Here is a 15,513-nt window from a genome sequence, read left to right as displayed (position 1 = left end):
ACCCGGCCTTCCCTGCGCAATGGCTTTACGGCTTATGCCGTGATCTCCCCGGAGACGAGTTCTTGGTTGACTCCGTCACCACCGGTTCAGCTTGCGCCGACCCGACAGCTTGACGCCAGCAACGGGCGCCAGGACCACACGGTTTTGCCGTACGCTCATCCACGCCGTCGTCGAGGCGTAAACCAGCGTCCACCGCAACCCGTCCAACGTCCGTGACGACGGCCGACGCCCTTCTGAGTAGGACGGGATGGCGATAGATGCGCACTGATTTGGGTTGGCCGACAACAGAAATGTTTTTGATTTACAGAAATTTTTGACTTGACGCGATTTCTGAAACTAAGAATTGATTTGCCCGTCGGGTCGTTTTGACGCACTTAACCGTCATTGTGAGCCAACGGGTCGCAATGATGCGGAGAGGACCGACATCCAAATCAAGCTGCCATTCCGGGGCGATGCGCAGCATCGAGCCCGGAATCCATCAAGCGACAGCGCATGCTGCCTGATGGATTCTCAGATGCGCAATTGCGCATCGGGGGATGACGGAGGGGTACCTACACCGGCCGCTCGCCTTTCACGGTGACGCGCGTACCCGACCTTGTATGCGGCCAGTAATCCCACATCGCGCGGTGCTGGGCGCAGCGGTTGTCCCAGAAAGCGATGGCGTTTTCGGTCCAGCGGAAGCGGCACTGGAACAGCGGATTTTCCGCGTGCTGGTAGAGATAGGCCAGCATCGCGTCACTCTCGTCGCGGGGAACGCCGATCAGGAATCGCGTAAAACCGCGGTTGACGTAGAGCGCCTTCTTAGCCGTAACCGGATGGGTGCGCACCACAGGATGCTCGGCGCGAGGATATTCCGGGCGGTCGGCCACGCCGTAATTGGCGTAGAGCCCGCGATAGGTCTGCTCGCCGTCATGCAGCGCGGTGAGCCCGTCGAGATAGGCCTTCATGCGGTCCGACAGCGCTTCATAGGCCGCATACATGTTGGCGAACAGCGTGTCGCCGCCGCGCGGCGGGCACTGCTTGATGTAGAGGATCGAGCCCATCGGCGGCTCGACGTCGCAGGACACATCGGTGTGCCAGCCCTCGCCATTGGCGCGCGGCGAATCCTTGTCGGCGTAGATCTTCATCAGCGCGGGATCGTCGCCCTCATGCGGCGCTGCGGGGTGAATGTGCAGTTCGCCGAACTGCCGGCCGAACGCCAGATGCTGCTGCGGCGTGATGTGCTGGTCGCGAAAGAAGATCACGAGGTTTTCGGCGAGCGCGCGATGGATTTCGTCCATCGTGCGGTTCGACAACGCGCTTGATAGATCGACGCCGGAAATCTCCGCGCCGATGATCGGTGTCAGTTTTTCGACGCCGATGGTCTCATAGGGTTCGCTCTCGCCGGCGATGTGCCGATAGCGGGGGCCCTGCTTGCTGGAGAGTGAACTCATGGGTGTTCTCCCAATCATTATTGATTTGGGAAGCATCGTAGCCCGAATGATGAGAAGAGCAATCGGGATCGGTGCGTAGGGTGGGTTAGCCGAAGGCGTAACCCACCGCTGAAGGGAGAACAAAGATGGTGGGTTACGCTTCGCTAACCCACCCTACAAGCGTTACTCCGCCGCCGTCACCGGTGCCTTCGCGCCCGCGCCATAGCGCTGATCGATGTAGTCGATCACCAGCGCCTTGAAGTCGGCCGCAATGGTCGGGCCGCGCAACGTGCGGAACTTCTTGCCGTCGACGAACACCGGCGCGGCCGGGGCTTCGCCGGTGCCGGGCAAGGAGATGCCGATATTGGCGTGCTTGGATTCGCCGGGGCCGTTGACGATGCAGCCCATGACCGCGACGTTCAGGGCCTCGACGCCCGGATACTGCGTCTTCCAGGCCGGCATCTCTTCGCGGATGAAATCCTGGATCGAGCGCGCCAGTTCCTGGAACGTGGTGGACGTGGTGCGGCCGCAGCCGGGGCATGCCGCGACCAGCGGCACGAAGGTTCGAAAACCCATGGTCTGCAGCAGTTCCTGCGCGACCTGAACTTCCAGTGTGCGATCGCCGCCGGGTTCGGGGGTGAGCGAAATGCGGATGGTGTCGCCGATGCCTTGCTGCAGGAGGATGCCGAGCGCCGCTGACGACGCCACGATGCCCTTCGATCCCATGCCGGCTTCGGTGAGGCCGAGATGGATCGCGTAGTCCGAGCGCTCCGCGAGCACCTCGTAGACCGAGATCAGATCCTGCACGGCGGAAACCTTCGCCGACAGGATCATCTTGTTCTTGGGCATGCCGAGCTCTTCGGCGCGCGCCGCCGACAATAGCGCCGACTGCACCATCGCCTCGCGCATCACCGCCCGCGCATCGCGCGGGTTCGGCAAGAGCATGTTCTCGTCCATCAGCTTGGTGAGCAGTTCCTGGTCGAGCGAGCCCCAATTGGCGCCGATGCGGACCGGCTTGTCGTTCTTGTTGGCGATCTCGATGATGTCGGCAAACTGGGTGTCGCGCTTGTTCTTGAAGCCGACATTGCCGGGATTGATGCGGTATTTGTCGAGCGCTTCGGCGCAGGCCGGATAATCCGCCAGGAGCTTGTGGCCGATGTAATGGAAGTCGCCGATCAGGGGCGTGGTGATGCCGCGCTTGCGCAGGCCGTCGCGGATGTGCGGGACGGCGGCGGCCGCCTCCTCGCGATCCACCGTAATGCGGACCATTTCCGACCCGGCGCGCGAGAGGGCGGCGACCTGGGCGATGGTGCCGTCGATATCGGCGGTGTCTGTGTTGGTCATCGACTGCACGACGATCGGCGCACCCCCGCCGACGGCGACATTGCCGACCATGACCTGGGTGGTTTGATGCCGGGCGCTGGGGCCGGCGACGTCGTCTTGCGGCGGTTTTTCGGGCTTGTTCATGGCGTCTCGAATATCAGGTTTTGGTGACATTCACCAAGGGGACAGGAATGGGCCAGCCGGCCGCATCCGAATTTGAATTTTATCTCTGTATTTTCAATGGCTTAATCCGGCCATTGCGGTTCGAGGTGGGCGATCAACACTCGGCCTCCCCTGTCAGCTATATTGGACAGGAAGCGCCGGATTGAAAGAGCTGCTTGCGCTGGGCAGGGCGGCTTTTCATCCGTCGCCGCACACCCTAGCATTGTTCAATTAACGGGAGGTCAGCATGTCGGAGCTCATCAGCACGGTGGAACTTGCCGGCATCCTCGACCGGCCCAACCTGCGGCTGTTCGATTGCACGACCTATCTCGAACCGGCGCCCGCGGGCAGCAACGCGCCCTATATCGCGGTGCCCGGCGACCAGACCTTCGCGGCCGGCCATATTCCCGGCGCCGATTTTCTCGACCTGCAGGGCGAATTCTCCAAACAGGGCATCGAGCTCCGCTTCATGATGCCTGATATCGCGCAGCTCGAGGCGGCGTTCGGGCGTCACGGCGTCAGTGCGGACAGCCGCGTCGTGCTGTATTCCATCGGCACGCCGATGTGGGCGACGCGGTTCTGGTGGATGCTGAGATCGCTCGGCTTTGACAATGTCGCCGTGCTCGATGGCTGCTTCGACAAATGGAAGGCCGAGGAGCGGGAGATCGAGACCGGGCCAGCAAGGGGATATAAGAAGGCCACCTTCACGGCAAAACCGCGACCCGGCTTCTTCGTCGGCAAGGACGAGGTGCTCGCCGCTGTCAGGGATCACAGCGCCGTCGTCGTCAACGCACTCGGCCCCCAATTCCACAAAGGTCTGGAGCCGAGCCGCTACGGCCGGCCCGGCCGGATTCCCGGCAGTTGCAACGTATCGGCCGCAACCTTGCTCGATCCCTCGACGCGCGTCTTCGTGCTGCTCGCCGACGCCGAAGCGAAATTCGCGACGCAAGGCCTGCGCAAGGACAAGCAGGTGATCGCCTATTGCGGCGGCGGCATCTCGGCGACGATCGACCTGTTCCTGCTGCACCGGCTCGGCTACGACAACCTCACCCTCTATGACGCCTCGATGGGCGAGTGGGCCAAGGATGAGACGCTGCCGATCGAGACGGATTAGCGGAACTTTCTTAAGAGCGAAGTGCTCGCGCATACACCGCTGTCATCGCCCCGCTTGACCGGGCGACCCAGTATTCCAGAGAAGTTTGCGATAGAAGCGATAAGCCGCGGCGTACTGGATCGCCCGGTCAAGCCGGGCGACGACACTTGTGATGGTGGCGCAGCACATTCACCCCATCACACATTCGGATCAGGTGCGACCTCCGCCCTCGCCGTTTCCGGCCGGTTGACAAGGTAGAGCCCGGCGATGACCAGCAGCGCGGCGACGCCAAACGCGATCGTCAGCGTGTCATGCAGGATGAAGTACGCGGCCACCACGCCGAACAGCGGCGTGATGAAGGTGAAGGCCGACAATTTGCTTGCCGAATAGGTTTTCACCAGCGCAAACCACAGCAGGAACGTCAGGCCGACCACCCAGAACGCCTGATAGGCCAGCAGCGCCAGCGATAGCGGTCCGGGAACGTGGGTGATGGTTTCGCCTGAAATCCACGCCGCGGCAGCGAGAATCGGGATCGAGATCGCCACCTGATAGCCGAGCCCCTTTTCCGCCGGCGCCTTGATCAGCGCGGTCGTCTTGACGATCAGCGTCGTGGTCGCCCACAGCGCGCCGCCCACGACGATCAAAAGATCGCCCATCAACACATTGGCATCGACATTGGCCTGGGGAACGCCGATCGCCAGCGCCACACCGGCAAAACTCAGGGCCAGCCCGCCCCATTGCGAGGCGCGCAGCCGCTCGCCGAGAAAGACGTAGGAGCCGAGGGCGACGAAGAACGGCGCGGTGTAGAGAAACACCGCGGCGCGCGATGCCGACGTCAGCAGCAGGCCGCGATAGATCAGCACGAATTCGATCCCGAAGATCATGCCCGCAATGACGCCCGGCCACAGCGTGCCGTCGCGCTCGAAGAATTTGACGCCGCGAAACCAGCCGATGACGAGCAACACCGGCAGCGCGCCAAGCGAGCGGACCAGGGCCTGCAGCATCGGCGGCACATCCGGCAGCACCAGCTTCACCGCGATCTGATTGAAACCCCAGCTCAGGCACAGCATCAGCATCAAGGCGATAGCGCCCGGGGTGAGCGCACGCCCGGCGGCAGAGATCACTGGATTGGACGACATTTATCCTCGTGGCCGGCTTGGCGCCGTGTTGGTTACAAGCATGATCCCGAAAAGTGGCTTTCCGGTTTTTGGATAAGGATCATGCCAAAAATCTAAGGAGCTTTCTGACAATGCGCGCAGGTGCCGGCAATCTCGACGACGGAAAGCTTGGGCGCAAAGCCGGACGCGCGCGCCGCGGCATTGAGGCTTTGGGCAACCGGGGCCGCGGGAATTTCGCCGACCGAGCCGCAATGGTCGCAGATCAGGAACGCCACCATCGCGGTCGCGTCATGGTCGTGCGCGCAGGCGAGAAAGGCGTTGCGGCTTTCGATGCGGTGAACGAGGCCGTTCTCCATCAAAAAATCCAGCGCGCGGTAGACCGTGATCGGCGCCGGCCGCGGCATCGTCTTGGCGAGTTCGTCGATCACCTCATAGGCCCCGAGCGGACGGTGGCTGGACAATAGCGCCTGCAGCACCTGACGCCGGATCGGGGTGAATTTCTGCGCCCGCTTGGCGCAAACCTGCTCGGCATGCGCGATCGCGTCCGCGGCGCAGCGGCCGTGATCGTGGTCGGGTGCGGGAAAAGTGGGTTTTGCCAGGGTCATTGCGTCGAGTTTGTAGCATTTTGGCGCCCAATCCCAAAGCCCGGTGGTTCCGCAGACACCAGCCATGTTCTGAGGGCGGAGCTGGTACCTACTTAACCCGGCATGTGGAATTCATAAGCAAGCTTATAATATCCAAAGCTTATGGAGGCTGGCGATGCGCGGTTCGGTGGATATGAACTTCCTGTTTACGCTCGGCGAGGTGCAGCGGATGATGCGCGCCTATGCCGACAAGCAGGCGGCGCGCTATGGCATCACCCGCGCGCAATGGGCGGTTTTGGCCAAGGTCGAACGATCCGAAGGCCTGAAGCAGACGGAACTCGCCGAACTGATGGAAATGCAGCCGATCACGCTGACGCGATTGATCGACAAGCTCTGCGACAATGGCTGGATCGAGCGCCGCGGCGACGAGACCGACCGCCGCGTCAACCGGCTTTACCTGAAGAAGGCAGCGCGCCCGCTGCTCGGCAAACTCTCTGGGTTGCGCTCCGAACTCACCGCGACCGCGCTGGACGGCATCAATCCCGCCGACGCCCACCGCCTGTTGTCGCAACTCGATCTGATCAAGGAAAACGTTCGCAACGCGGTCCAGAATCCGCCCGGCGAACCACCCCGGAAGGAGCAGCGCTATGGCTGATCCCGTGCTCAAATTCCCGCCCGAGCAGAAGACCAGTCCGGATTCGCCGACGCCGCGCCCGAAACTGGCCGCCGAACCGCGCCGCCGGCTGATGGCCGGGATGCGCCGCTATCGCCGTTTCCTGCTGCTGGTGGTGCTGCCGCTGGTCGCGGCGATAGCCGGCATCACCTTCTATCTCAACGGCGGCCGTTACGTGACCACTGACGATGCCTATGTCGGCGCGCAGAAGGTGCTGATCACGTCGGACGTGTCAGGCAAGATCATCAGCGTGACCGTGAAGGAAGGCCAGCAGGTCTCGACCGGCGACACCCTGTTCCAGATCGACCCGGTACCGTTCCGGCTGGCGGTGGCGCAGGCGCGCTCCAAACTTGACGACGCCAAGGTCAGCCACAACACCCTTGTCGCCAATGTGAAGCTGTACGGACAGACCATCGAACTGGTCAACGCCGGCATCGCGCTCAAGCAAAAGGACGTCGAGCGCAAGAATTCGCTGGTCAAGAGCCAGGCCGGTTCGCAGCTCGATCTCGACAACAGCGCCACGACCCTGGTCACCGCGCAGGCGCAGCGCCAGCTGGTCACGCAACAGCGATCCAACGCCCTCAACCAGCTGCTCGGCAACCCCGAGCTGCCACTGGAAGAATTCCCGGCTTACATGCAGGCCAAGGCGGCGCTCGACGACGCCCAGCGCAACCTCGATCTGACCACCGTGCGCGCGCCGATGAACGGCGTCGCGACGCAGGTCGAGCAGATCCAGCTCGGCCGCTTCGTGATGGCGGGCAGCCCGGTGTTTTCCATCATCGACGTCGCCAACCCCTGGGTCGACGCCAATCCGAAGGAATCCGACTTCACCTATGTGGCGGTCGGCCAGAGCGTCACGCTCGACGTCGACGCCTTCCCCAACCACGTGTTCAAGGGCACGGTCGGCTCGCTCTCGCCCGGCACCGGCGCGCAGTTCGCGATCCTGCCGCCACAGAACGCCACCGGCAATTTCGTCAAGGTGGTGCAGCGCGTTCCGGTGCGGATCTATTTCGACAAGAACGACAAGTTTGTCCGGAAGCTGAAAGCCGGCATGAGCGTCTATGCCAGCATCGACACCAACCACCGCCGCTCGCTCGCGCACCTGCTCGGCCTGACACCGGCCGCGGCTAACCACGAAACCGACTGACCATGCCGGCGCCGGACTCGTCACCTGCTGCGGTTCCCGGCCTGCGCCGGAACATGGTGACGATCTGCGCCATGACGGCGACGATCATGCAGGCGCTCGACACCACGATCGCCAATGTCGCGCTGCCTTACATGCAGGGCTCGCTGTCGGCCTCCCAGGACCAGATCAACTGGGTGCTGACTTCCTATATCGTCGCGGCCGCGATCATGACCGCGCCTGTGGGGTGGATCGCCAACCGCTTCGGCCGCAAGCGCATCTTCATCGTCTGCTCGGCCGGCTTCACGATCGCATCCGTGCTGTGCGGCCTCGCGCAGGACATCAACCAGATGGTGCTGTTTCGCCTGCTGCAGGGCGTGTTCGGCGCAGCCCTGGTGCCGCTGTCGCAGGCGGTGATGCTGGATTCCTACGCGCTGCATGAGCGCGCCAAGGCGATGGCGATCTGGGGCATGGGCGTGATGATGGGTCCGATCATGGGACCTTCCCTGGGCGCGTGGCTGACCGAAACCTATTCCTGGCACTGGGTGTTCTTCGTCAACCTGCCGTTCGGCATCTTCACCGTGCTCGGCCTCATGATCTTCATGGACGAGACCAAAAAGGACCAGGAGCTGCGCTTCGACTGGTTCGGCTTCACGGCGCTCGCGGTCGCGATCGGATCGCTGCAGCTGGCGCTCGACCGCGGCGAGCAGCTCGGCTGGCTGGAATCCAACGAAATCATCGCCGAGTTCATCATCGCCGGCATCGGTTTCTATTATTTCCTGGCGCATTCGTTCACGACCTCCAAGCCGTTCATCCAGTTCGCGCTGTTCAAGGACAAGAATTTCGTCGGCGGCTGCGTGTTCATGGCGGTCATGGGCCTGGTGCTGTTCTCGACCATGGCGCTGTCGTCGCCGTTCCTGCAGAACGTGATCGGCTATCCCATCATCACCGCCGGCGTGCTGCTGGCGACCCGCGGCTGCGGCACCTTCGTCGCGATGATGCTGGTCGGGCGGATGATGCGCTTTGTCGAGGCGCGCAACCTTATCATCGCGGGCCTCAGCATCACGGCGATCTCGCTGTTCTACATGACTGGCTGGACCGACCAGACCGGCGTCACCGAGATCGTCGTGATCAGCGTGCTGCAGGGATTTGGGTTCGGCCTGGTATTCGTGCCGCTGTCCACCGTGGCGTTCCTCACGCTGCCCAATCATTTGCGCACCGACGGCACCTCGATGCTGACATTGATGCGCAATGTCGCGAGCTCGGTCGGCATTTCCATCGTGATCTCGCAGCTGACCGAGGGATCGCGGCGGGTCTATGCGGGGCTGTCGGAAAATATCAACCCGTTCAACCACGCCCTGCAGATGCCCAATGTGCGCGGCATGATCGATCTTGGCACCGACACCGGCCGCGCCATGGCCGACGCCATGGTCAAGGCGCAGTCGCAGATCATCGCCTTCTCCCAGGACTACCAGCTGGTGATGCTGTTCGTTCTGGTATCGATCCCGTTGGCCATCATGATCGGTTCGACCAAGGCGACGCTGCGCGCCCAGTCGGTGGCGCCCGATCATGCGGTGATCGAGTAGAGGCTATCTCGCCTCGCCTGGTTTGGCCTGCAGGCACAGATACATGCCGCCAAGCGACAGCGCACCGCCGATCAGATGGACGATCGTCGGCGCCTCGCCGAGAAAGAGGATCGACAGGGCAGCACTGACGATCGGGCCGAGGTAGAGGCTGAGCGAGGTCGATACCGCGCCGAAGCGCGCGCCGAGAAAGGCATAGGCCGCATAGGCAAACAGCCCGGGAACGAGGCCTGCGAAGAGATAGACGAGCGCGGCGCGGCCGGTGAAGGCGGCTGACGGCGTCTGCCAGATTTCATAGACCGCAAACGGCAGCGAGAACAGCGCGCCGGCCGCCGCGAACAGGCCGATCCGCGCCAGGAAGCTGACGCCCTGGCCGACGCGATTTTGCATCAAGGTGTATCCGGCCCAGCCCAGCATCGCGAGCAGCGCCAGGAGATCGCCGGTGGAGAGGCCGGTCCCGACCGAGGCCTGTCCTTTGGTGATGATCAGGAGCGCGCCGGCCAGCGCGACCGCCATGCCGATGATTTGCCTGCGGGCAATGGATTCCCGCCCCGAGGCAAAGGAGAACAGCAGCACGACGATCGGCGACAGCGCCATGATCAGCGCGAGGTTGATCGCCGACGTGGTGATCCCGGCGACATAGACCGGACCGCCGCAGATGAACATGCCGAGAAAGCCGGCCAGCGCGATGCCCGGCCACTGCCCGCGCAACGCTGCGGGCTTCTCGCGCAGCGCCATCACGACGACCGGCAGCAGGCCGAGCGCCACGATGCTCCAGCGGAAGAACGCGATCGAGAATGGCGGAACGCTGCCGGCCACGCCGCGCGCCAGGATCATGTTGGAGACCTGGGCAGTGGCGACCAGCAGGAAACCGAGCAGGCCCAGCACTTCGTGGGTCCGCGCGCCTGTTGCCGTTTTTGGCTCGCTCATGGTCGATCTGGTCCGGCTGGCATTCCGATGCCGTACCAACTACCATGCCGGCACAGCAGCGGCGACCCTCAACGAGGACAGTGATTTTAAATCGAATCGTCATCCTGAGGTGCGAGCCTTGCGGTGCACTTGCACCGCTGGGCGAGCCTCGAAGGATGGGTCACGGGCGCTTCTCATCCTTCGAGGCGCGCAAGAGCGCGCACCTCAGGATGACGCGACAGAGGCGAGTGGGCCCCCTCAACCTGAACTCATCACGCTCTACACTACCGGCAGCCGAAGCTCGAGGCCTGCGTGACCGGTCCGCTGCCGTTCCAGGTCGTTTTCAGCGGATAGACGCAGACGGGATAGCTGATGCTCTTGTCGCGCGAGGTCAGCAGGATGTCGCCGGGCGCTTCGCCCTTCTCGACCCAATCGACCAGCGCGGTGAAGAACTGGTCCTGCTCGCGCGTCGGCGTCTGGTTGGCATTGCCGGGCAGTTTCGGCATCGGCACGGTGTCGTTCTTGCCGCCGACCGTGTAGGCCCGGCCCTGCGAAGAGTGCGCGGCACCCGGCACCAGATACATCCGCATGAACTTCGCCACCTCGGCGTGCCCGCCCATCTGAGCCAGCACGCGCTCATGATAGTTGATGTTGCCGGCGGGCGGGATCGCATCGTCGACGAGGCCGGTCCAGATCACCACCTTGCGGCCGAGGTCGCGCAGTTTTGCGAGATCCGCCTTGTCGGTGATGAGGTTGCTGAAATGCGTCGGCTGCAGCGCGACGTTTTTGGCGACGGCGTCGGCCAGACCGGCATAGTCGAGTTCGAGCCATTTGTTGCGCACGGCTGTCGATCCGTTGGTAATCGGTATGGCCGCGGTCGCGCTGGAATCGGCGGCATAGCTGACATCCTGCAGCGCCTGGGCCACGCTATCCACGCCGGCGCTGGTGATCTGATTGCCGATGCCGGTCCCGCGGGTGAACGCCCACCAGATTTGTTTGGGGCCGAGCGACTTGCCGCTGCGACTTTCAGGCGTCTGAGCGGCGTCAAAACTGCCGTCCGGTGTGGCGCCGTACCAGATCCGGTTCAGCGCCATCGCCTCCTTTGCGCTCATGCAGGTCGCGGCATCCGGATTGCTGCCGGTGACGCCGTCGCCGGCAGCGCCGGCACACAGCGCCGCCGCATCGCGCGCGGGATTGTAGTTGCAGGCAAAGGGATCAAGCAGGAAGCCAAGCCCGGCGGTGTCGCAGGCGGCGACGGCGCGCTGATTGGCGGCGGCGACCTTGGCGGCAAAGGCCTTGGCGGCGTCCTTGTTCACTGACGTGAAGCCGAGTTCGGTCTTCATCACGATCTGCGGATACAATCCGGACGTTCCGAACTTCGCGATATTCGGCGCGGGCTGGGCAATCAGATAGCCATCGTAGAGCTCAGGGTATTCCTGGAAGACCTTCATGCCCTGCCGGCCGCCCTGGGAATGGCCGTCGTAGTAAGTGTATTTGGGCGCCTTGCCGTAATAGACGTTGACCAGCGCCTTGGTCTTGACCGCCTGCTCCACCATCGCGCGCACCGAGAAATCCCGCAGCGACTCGGTATTGAGCTTGCCGTCGGAGAGGAAGCTGAACGAGCCGTCCTGGTACCAGGGCTGGCCGGCATCTGTCGTGCCCGACGCATAGCCGATATTGGCGTTGACGATGGCCGGGACCTTGCTGCCGATCTGACCGGCGACGCGATGTCCGCCACCGACCCATCCGCCGCCGCCATAATTGCGGATGCGCTCGTTCCAGTTGGAAGGCGCCGGCAGCCAGACCTCGATGCCGATGCCCTCGGAGTACGAGCGCGCGGTCTTGTCCTTTTCGGCCGTGGCCCCGGGGCCGACCAGCAGCTTCACCAGACAGATGTCGGCGGCCGCCGTCACCGGCTGCGGCGCATCGGGCGCCTTTAATTCCTCGCCCTTCTTGACCTGGCGAACCGCAACAACCGTGGTGTCGGCGTCGGGCTTGAAGGCCGTCTTGATGCCATCGTCGCAGGCAAGCTGCTGCGCCAGCGCCGGCGTTATCTGGCCGCTCGCGGCGAGCAACAGAGCCGCACAAATGAGTTTGCCCGGTGTGATCGACATCGTTCCGTCCCCCCGTAATTTTATGTAGCTGGTGATTATGCGGATGGCTGATCGATCGCGCCGCCGAGGAAGAGCTGGCCGACGCGGGGATTGCTGAGCACCTTGTCGGCCCTGTCAACCAGACGGGTCTGGCCGAGTTCGAGCACGATGCCGTAGTCCGAAATTTCCAGCGCCGAGCGCGCGTTCTGCTCGATCAACAGGATCGAAACGCCGCGGTCGCGCAGATCCTGCAGGATGCCGAAGGTCTGCCGAATCATCAGCGGTGACAGCCCGATCGACGGCTCGTCGACCAGCATCAATTGCGGATTGAGCAACAGGCCGCGGGCGATCTCGAGCTGCTTCTGTTCGCCGCCCGACAGCGTGGATGCTTGCTGCGTGGCCCTCTTGCGCAGAATAGGGAATCGATCGAGCGCGGCTTCGATGCGCGCCGGCAGGTCCGGGATATCGCCCCCCGCGACGACGGCGCCGAGTTCGATATTGTGGCGCACGGATAATTCCGGGAAGATGTTGCGGCCCTGCGGCACGTAGCAGATGCCTGACGTGAGCAGCTCGCGCTGGCTGAAGCCGGTGACGTCGCGGCCTTTGAAGATGATCTTGCCTTCGCGCAGTTTCAGTAGGCCGAAGATCGCCTTGAACACGGTGGATTTTCCGGCGCCGTTCGGGCCGATCACCGTGGTGATGGTGCCTGCCGGCACCGAGAAACTGGTGCCGTTGAGGATGGTCATCTTGCCATAACCGCCGACCAGGCCTTTGACGTCGAGGATGGGTTCGCTCATCTGTGTTCCCTCATCCACCGGTTCAGTGGCCGAGATACGCGTCGATGACCGCGCTGTTGGCACGGATCTCAGCGGGCGTACCGATCGCCAGCACCTTGCCTTCCGCCATCACCACCACGCGTGAGCACAGCGACATCACGAATTCCATGTTGTGTTCGATCACGACGAAGGTGGCGCGCTTCTCGCGGTTGATCTCGGCCAGCCGCGCCTTGAGATCGCCAAGCATCGTCAGATTGACGCCGCCGGCCGGCTCGTCGAGCAACACCAGCCGCGGCCCTCCCATGAAGGCCATGGCGGCATCGAGCAATTTCTGCTGCCCGTAGGACAATCCGCCGGCCAGTTCACCGGCGAGATGGCCGAGCTTGAAAAACTCGATCATCTGATCGGCCGCCTTGCTGAGGCCCGCATCCGATGGACCCAGCAACCGCGACAGCATGTTGCCCTGGTGCTCCTGGCCGGCGAGGATGAGATTTTCCCGCACCGACAGTTTTGGAAACACCTGAAGCAGCTGGAACGTGCGGCTGACGCCAAGCCGGTTCAAATCCGACGGCCGAAACCCGGTGACGACCTTGCCATCGACCTTCACCTCGCCGGCGCTCGGCTGCAACTGGCCGAGAATGCAATTGAACAAGGTCGACTTGCCGCAACCGTTCGGCCCGATCAGGCCGAGGATTTCGCCTTCCTGCACGTCGAAGCTGACGCCATCGACTGCTTTGATGCCGCCGAAATTCTTTTTGATGTCGCTGATTTCGAGAACCGTGGTCATGGCGCCGGCTCCAGCCCTGATTTCGCAACCGCGCGTAGCGCGGAGGCGGCCTTGGTGCGCCGCTCGGTCAGATAGCGATCGATGATTCCGAGAATGCCGGTCGGCGAATAGATCAGCAGCAGGATCACCGCGACCGCATAGAGCATCAGATAATAGCCCTGCGTTACCTCGCGAATCCATTCCGGCAGCAGCACCGCGATCATCGCGCCAAGGAACGGTCCGAAGAAGAATCCGGAGCCGCCGACAATCACCATCAACAACAGATCGAGCGAAAGCGAGAGGTTGAACGGAACCGGGTCGATATACTGCGTCAGCGGCGCATACAATGTGCCGGCGACGCCGCCGAGCGCCGAGCCGATCGCAAACGCCATCAGCGTATAGCGCCGCGTATCGATGCCGAGCGACAGCGCCCGCACCGGGTTTTCGCGCAGGGCTACGAAGGCGCGGCCCCAAGGCGAACGGATCAGCCACCAGGTCGCCAGCGACACCAGGGCCAGCGAGCCGAGGCAGACATAATAGAACGGCAGCGGCCGGTTGGTCGGATAGCCCAGGATCACCGGGCGCGGAATGTTGCTGATGCCGTAGATGCCGTTGGTGAGCCAGCTCTCGTTGCGGAACACCAGGAAGGCGAGCGTGGAAAACGCCAGCGTCACGAAGGCGAGGTAATGGTGCTGCACCCGCAGCGCCGGATAGCCGAGGATCCAGCCGATCGCAAAACACAGCAGGATGGCGACCCCAAGCCCCGCGATCAGCGGTAGGCCGTTCGTGGTCATGAGCGCGGCGGTATAGGCGCCGATTCCGACAAAGGCGCCCTGCGCCAGCGAGACCTGGCCGGCATAGCCGAGCGTGAGGTTGAGCCCCATCGCGGCGATGGTCATCACGGCCCATTGGCTCAGGATGAACAGGCCGTAGCGGTTGAGGTACATCGGCGCGATGATCAGGGCCGCGATCACGACCACACCGAGCGCGACGCGCCAATATCGATTGAGCAGGCTCATACCGTACGCTCCTCGGCGCGGCCCAGCAGGCCCTGCGGACGCAGCAGGATGATGAGGATCAGCAAGATCATCGGCACGGCCGCGCGGTATTGCGTCGAGACATAGGCCGCGGCGAGATTATCGACGACGCCGATCAGTAAGCCGCCGGCGATTGCGCCGCGCACCTGGTTGAACCCGCCGACGATCGCCGCGATGAACGCCGCCTGCCCCAGCACTTCGCCGCTGGAGAATTTGGCGAGATAGATCGGTGTGATCAGCAGCGAGGCCAGCGCCACCAGAAAGGCATTGATCAGGAACGTCAGCAGGATCATCCGCTCGACAGGAATGCCGATGATGCGGGCGACCGTCGGGTTCTGTGCGGTGGCCTGCATCTGATGGCCGATGGACGTGCGGTTCAACAGCATGGTCAATCCGACCACCGCGGCGATGGCGAGCGCGAGCACGCCGACGCTCTGCAATGCGACCTGGCGGCCGAGGATCGAGATATCGCCTGAAGGCACGATGGAGGGGAACGGCGAGGCTTCGGCGCTGAAAAATTGCTTCACGGCTTCCTTGATGCCGATCGCGAGCGCCATGGTCGCGATCGCCAGCGGCAGCACGCCGTGGCGGAGCATCGGGTCGACCAGCAGCATCTTGAAGCCGAGGCCGAGCAGCAGCAGCGACAGCAGCATGCCGATGACGATCGCGAGCCAGAACGGCGCGCCGACATGCATCGCCGCCAGCATCAGGAACGCCGGCAGCATGACGAATTCGCCCTGCGCGAAGTTGATGGTCTGCGACGTCTGCCACAGCAGCGTGAAGCCGACCGCGACGATGGCATAGATCGCCCCCGTCGCCAGTCCCGCTATCAGAAGATCAAGCAGATTGGACATGCTGGCC

14 protein-coding genes are annotated in these 15,513 nt (G+C 63.3%); 4 read left to right on the top strand and 10 right to left on the bottom strand.

Features of this window, described 5'->3' with window-relative positions:
• Positions 1-551 precede the first annotated feature (551 nt).
• Both JQ558_RS11730 and ispG read right to left on the bottom strand, forming a co-directional pair.
• Positions 552-1,433 carry a TauD/TfdA family dioxygenase gene (locus JQ558_RS11730; protein WP_212293720.1) on the bottom strand — a complete coding sequence of 294 codons (882 nt, stop codon included), beginning with the start codon at positions 1,431-1,433 and terminating at the stop codon, positions 552-554.
• Between the two features lie 162 nt (positions 1,434-1,595).
• Complete coding sequence (gene ispG / locus JQ558_RS11725) at positions 1,596-2,879, bottom strand: flavodoxin-dependent (E)-4-hydroxy-3-methylbut-2-enyl-diphosphate synthase (RefSeq protein WP_212293719.1); 1,284 nt, start codon at positions 2,877-2,879, stop codon at positions 1,596-1,598.
• Between the two features lie 265 nt (positions 2,880-3,144).
• On the opposite strand from ispG, the gene JQ558_RS11720 reads away from it, so the two are divergent.
• Positions 3,145-4,011 carry a sulfurtransferase gene (locus tag JQ558_RS11720; RefSeq protein WP_212293718.1) on the top strand — a complete coding sequence of 289 codons (867 nt, stop codon included), beginning with the start codon at positions 3,145-3,147 and terminating at the stop codon, positions 4,009-4,011.
• 176 nt (positions 4,012-4,187) lie between these two features.
• On the opposite strand, the gene JQ558_RS11715 is transcribed toward JQ558_RS11720, so the two are convergent.
• Both JQ558_RS11715 and JQ558_RS11710 read right to left on the bottom strand, forming a co-directional pair.
• A complete protein-coding gene (locus tag JQ558_RS11715; RefSeq protein WP_212293717.1) occupies positions 4,188-5,129 on the bottom strand; it encodes a DMT family transporter in 942 nt (313 codons plus the stop codon).
• A gap of 92 nt (positions 5,130-5,221) precedes the next feature.
• Entirely contained in the window at positions 5,222-5,713 is a 492-nt protein-coding gene (locus JQ558_RS11710; protein WP_211995541.1) for a Fur family transcriptional regulator, read from the bottom strand.
• A 154-nt stretch (positions 5,714-5,867) separates the two neighbouring features.
• On the opposite strand from JQ558_RS11710, the gene JQ558_RS11705 reads away from it, so the two are divergent.
• Genes JQ558_RS11705 through JQ558_RS11695 form a run of 3 tightly spaced genes read left to right on the top strand, consistent with a single transcriptional unit; the run spans position 5,868 to position 9,074 of the window.
• The gene (locus tag JQ558_RS11705) at positions 5,868-6,347 is read left to right on the top strand and encodes a MarR family winged helix-turn-helix transcriptional regulator (RefSeq protein ID WP_212207155.1); all 480 of its coding nucleotides are present in this window, start codon (positions 5,868-5,870) and stop codon (positions 6,345-6,347) included.
• Complete coding sequence (locus JQ558_RS11700) at positions 6,340-7,512, top strand: HlyD family secretion protein (RefSeq protein WP_212293716.1); 1,173 nt, start codon at positions 6,340-6,342, stop codon at positions 7,510-7,512. Before JQ558_RS11705 ends, JQ558_RS11700 begins: the two co-directional genes overlap by 8 nt.
• 2 nt (positions 7,513-7,514) lie before the next feature.
• Positions 7,515-9,074: an MDR family MFS transporter gene (locus tag JQ558_RS11695; protein ID WP_212293715.1), complete on the top strand. Its 1,560-nt coding sequence runs from the start codon at positions 7,515-7,517 to the stop codon at positions 9,072-9,074.
• A gap of 3 nt (positions 9,075-9,077) precedes the next feature.
• Here JQ558_RS11695 and JQ558_RS11690 read toward each other — a convergent pair whose 3' ends face one another.
• From JQ558_RS11690 to JQ558_RS11665, 6 genes are all read right to left on the bottom strand, one after another.
• A complete protein-coding gene (locus JQ558_RS11690; protein ID WP_212293714.1) occupies positions 9,078-10,001 on the bottom strand; it encodes a DMT family transporter in 924 nt (307 codons plus the stop codon).
• A 263-nt stretch (positions 10,002-10,264) separates the two neighbouring features.
• Positions 10,265-12,094, bottom strand: a complete 1,830-nt coding sequence (locus tag JQ558_RS11685) for a tannase/feruloyl esterase family alpha/beta hydrolase (protein ID WP_212293713.1) — start codon at positions 12,092-12,094, stop codon at positions 10,265-10,267.
• A 35-nt stretch (positions 12,095-12,129) separates the two neighbouring features.
• Positions 12,130-12,870, bottom strand: a complete 741-nt coding sequence (locus JQ558_RS11680; protein ID WP_212293712.1) for an ABC transporter ATP-binding protein — start codon at positions 12,868-12,870, stop codon at positions 12,130-12,132.
• A gap of 22 nt (positions 12,871-12,892) precedes the next feature.
• Positions 12,893-13,636, bottom strand: a complete 744-nt coding sequence (locus tag JQ558_RS11675; protein WP_212293711.1) for an ABC transporter ATP-binding protein — start codon at positions 13,634-13,636, stop codon at positions 12,893-12,895.
• Positions 13,633-14,634 carry a branched-chain amino acid ABC transporter permease gene (locus tag JQ558_RS11670; RefSeq protein WP_212293710.1) on the bottom strand — a complete coding sequence of 334 codons (1,002 nt, stop codon included), beginning with the start codon at positions 14,632-14,634 and terminating at the stop codon, positions 13,633-13,635. The genes JQ558_RS11675 and JQ558_RS11670 overlap by 4 nt, the downstream gene beginning before the upstream one ends.
• Positions 14,631-15,506, bottom strand: coding sequence for a branched-chain amino acid ABC transporter permease (locus tag JQ558_RS11665; RefSeq protein WP_212274274.1), 876 nt, complete (start codon positions 15,504-15,506; stop codon positions 14,631-14,633). Before JQ558_RS11665 ends, JQ558_RS11670 begins: the two co-directional genes overlap by 4 nt.
• Positions 15,507-15,513 lie beyond the last annotated feature (7 nt).

It is taken from the genome of Bradyrhizobium sp. AUGA SZCCT0160 (assembly GCF_018130105.1).
Lineage (GTDB): Bacteria > Pseudomonadota > Alphaproteobacteria > Rhizobiales > Xanthobacteraceae > Bradyrhizobium.
Note: the sequence above shows the minus strand (reverse complement) of the source record. Positions and strands in the feature narration are given on the sequence as shown.

Coding starts and splice junctions, on each gene's coding strand:
- JQ558_RS11730 (WP_212293720.1), bottom strand. CDS start 1,433: ATGAGTTCACTCTCCAGCAAGCAGGGCCCCCGCTATCGGCACATCGCC.
- ispG (WP_212293719.1), bottom strand. CDS start 2,879: ATGAACAAGCCCGAAAAACCGCCGCAAGACGACGTCGCCGGCCCCAGC.
- JQ558_RS11720 (WP_212293718.1), top strand. CDS start 3,145: ATGTCGGAGCTCATCAGCACGGTGGAACTTGCCGGCATCCTCGACCGG.
- JQ558_RS11715 (WP_212293717.1), bottom strand. CDS start 5,129: ATGTCGTCCAATCCAGTGATCTCTGCCGCCGGGCGTGCGCTCACCCCG.
- JQ558_RS11710 (WP_211995541.1), bottom strand. CDS start 5,713: ATGACCCTGGCAAAACCCACTTTTCCCGCACCCGACCACGATCACGGC.
- JQ558_RS11705 (WP_212207155.1), top strand. CDS start 5,868: ATGCGCGGTTCGGTGGATATGAACTTCCTGTTTACGCTCGGCGAGGTG.
- JQ558_RS11700 (WP_212293716.1), top strand. CDS start 6,340: ATGGCTGATCCCGTGCTCAAATTCCCGCCCGAGCAGAAGACCAGTCCG.
- JQ558_RS11695 (WP_212293715.1), top strand. CDS start 7,515: ATGCCGGCGCCGGACTCGTCACCTGCTGCGGTTCCCGGCCTGCGCCGG.
- JQ558_RS11690 (WP_212293714.1), bottom strand. CDS start 10,001: ATGAGCGAGCCAAAAACGGCAACAGGCGCGCGGACCCACGAAGTGCTG.
- JQ558_RS11685 (WP_212293713.1), bottom strand. CDS start 12,094: ATGTCGATCACACCGGGCAAACTCATTTGTGCGGCTCTGTTGCTCGCC.
- JQ558_RS11680 (WP_212293712.1), bottom strand. CDS start 12,870: ATGAGCGAACCCATCCTCGACGTCAAAGGCCTGGTCGGCGGTTATGGC.
- JQ558_RS11675 (WP_212293711.1), bottom strand. CDS start 13,636: ATGACCACGGTTCTCGAAATCAGCGACATCAAAAAGAATTTCGGCGGC.
- JQ558_RS11670 (WP_212293710.1), bottom strand. CDS start 14,634: ATGAGCCTGCTCAATCGATATTGGCGCGTCGCGCTCGGTGTGGTCGTG.
- JQ558_RS11665 (WP_212274274.1), bottom strand. CDS start 15,506: ATGTCCAATCTGCTTGATCTTCTGATAGCGGGACTGGCGACGGGGGCG.